Raw genomic sequence first — 2,595 nt, forward strand, 5'->3', positions numbered from 1 at the left:
GACTGGATCTGAGCCGTCGTCAGCGCCTGGATCTGGTCGGTCGTGAACGAGTCGATGTTCTCGGAGGTGATGCCGCGGATGGCGGCCGTCGTCAGCACGGCCAGGTCGGCGGTCTCGATGGCGGCCAGCTGCTCGGAGGTCATCGCACCGACCTGGGCGGACGACAGCACCTTGAATTGGGCAGTGTCCAGGGCCTGCAGGTCGGCCGTTTCCATGTTGGCGATCTGAGCCGTGGTCAGGCTGGCGATCTGGGCCGTGGTCAACGTGCCGACCTGTTCGGTGGTCAGCGCGTTGAGCTGCTCGGTGGACAGCGCGCGGATCTGCGCGGTGCTCAGGGCGCGCAGGTCCTGCGTCTCCAGCGCGGCCATCTGTTCGGTGGACAGGCCCTTGAGCTGCTGGGTGGTCAGCGACTGGATCTGGGCCGTGGACAGCGCCTGGACCTGTTCAGTCGTGAAGGCGTCGATGTTCTCGGAGGTGATGCCGCGGATGGCGGCCGTGGTCAGCACGGCCAGGTCGGCGGTCTCGATGGCGGCCAGCTGCTCGGAGGTCATCGCACCCACCTGGGCGGACGACATGGCCTTGAACTGGTCGGTCGTCATCGCCTGCAGGTCGGCGGTCTCCAGCGCAGCGACTTGCGCTGTGGTGAGGCTGGCAATCTGGATCGTGGTCGGCGCGGCGAACTGCTCGGTGGTCAGCGCGTTGAGCTGCTCGGTGGACAGTACGCGGATCTGAGCGGTGCTCAGGGCGCGCAGGTCCTGCGTCTCCAGCGCGGCCATCTGCTCGGTGGACAGGCCTTTGAGCTGCTGCGTGGTGATCGACTGAATTTGGTTGGTGGTCAGCGCCTGGATTTGGTCGGTCGCGAACGAGTCGATGTTCTCGGAGGTGATGCCGCGGATGGCGGCCGTGGTCAGCACCGCCAGGTCGGCGGTCTCGATGGCGGCCAGCTGCTCGGAGGTCATCGCACCGACCTGGGCGGACGACAGCACCTTGAACTGGGCCGTGTCCAGGGCCTGCAGGTCGGCGGTCTCCATGCCGGCGATCTGCGCCGTGGTGACGCTGGCGATCTGGGCCGTGGTCACCGTGCCGACCTGTTCGGTGGTCAGCGCGTTGAGCTGCTCGGTGGACAGCGCGCGGATCTGGGCAGTGGACAGGGCGCGCAGGTCCTGCGTCTCCAGCGCGGCCATCTGTTCGGTGGACAGGCCCTTGAGCTGCTGGGTGGTGATCGACTGGATCTGGTTGGTGGTCAGCGCCTGGACCTGGTCGGTCGTGAACGAGTCGATGTTCTCGGAGGTGATGCCGCGGATGGCGGCCGTGGTCAGCACGGCCAGGTCGGCGGTCTCGATGGCGGCCAGCTGCTCGGAGGTCATCGCGCCGACCTGGGCGGAGGACAGCACCTTGAATTGGGCCGTATCCAGGGCCTGCAGGTCGGCGGTCTCCATGCCGGCGATCTGCGCCGTGGTGACGCTGGCGATCTGGGCCGTGGTCACCGTGCCGACCTGTTCGGTGGTCAGCGCGTTGAGCTGCTCGGTGGACAGCGCGCGGATCTGGGCAGTGGAGAGCGCGCGCAGGTCTTGCGTCTCCAGCGCGGCCATCTGCTCGGTGCTCAGGCCCTTGAGCTGTTGGGTGGTGATCGACTGGATCTGAGCCGTCGTCAGCGCCTGGATCTGGTCAGTCGTGAACGAGTCGATGTTCTCGGAGGTGATGCCGCGGATGGCGGCCGTGGTCAGCACGGCCAGGTCGGCGGTCTCGATGGCGGCCAGCTGCTCGGAGGTCATCGCGCCGACCTGGGCGGAGGACAGCACCTTGAATTGGGCCGTATCCAGGGCCTGCAGGTCGGCGGTTTCCATGCCAGCGACTTGTGCCGTGGACAGGCTGGCGACCTGGGCCGTGGTCAGCGTGCCGACCTGTTCGGTGGTCAGCGCGTTGAGCTGCTCGGTGGACAGCGCGCGGATCTGCGCGGTGCTCAGGGCGCGCAAGTCCTGCGTCTCCAGCGCGGCCATCTGTTCGGTGGACAGGCCCTTGAGCTGCTGGGTGGTCAGCGACTGGATCTGAGCCGTCGTCAGCGCCTGGATCTGGTCGGTCGTGAACGAATCGATGTTCTCGGACGTGATGCCGCGGATGGCAGCCGTGGTCAGCACGGCCAGGTCGGCGGTCTCGATGGCGGCCAGTTGCTCGGAGGTCATCGCACCCACCTGGGCGGACGACATGGCCTTGAACTGGTCGGTCGTCATCGCCTGCAGGTCGGCGGTCTCCAGTGCGGCGACTTGCGCTGTGGTCAGGCTGGCGATCTGGATCGTGGTTGGCGCGGCGAACTGCTCGGTGGTCAGCGAGTTCAGCTGCTCGGTGGCCAGCACGCGGATCTGGGCGGTGGAGAGGGCGCGCAGGTCCTGCGTCTCCATGGCGGAGATCTGCTCAGTGCTCAGCCCCTTGAGCTGCTGCGTGGTCAGTGACTGGATCTGGTTGGTGGACAGCGCCTGGATCTGGTCGGTCGTGAACGAGTCGATGTTCTCGGAGGTGATGCCGCGGATGGCGGCCGTCGTCAGCACGGCCAGGTCGGCGGTCTCGATGGCGGCCAACTGCTCGGAGGTCATCGCG

General features: G+C 67.2%; 1 pseudogene. It reads right to left on the minus strand.

Annotated features, from left to right (window positions below):
- A pseudogene (locus ACG00Y_RS28745) lies at positions 1–2,595 on the minus strand (hypothetical protein); the annotation flags it as partial.

Origin of the sequence: Pelomonas parva (genome assembly GCF_043555835.1) — a bacterium.
GTDB lineage: Bacteria > Pseudomonadota > Gammaproteobacteria > Burkholderiales > Burkholderiaceae_C > Pelomonas > Pelomonas parva.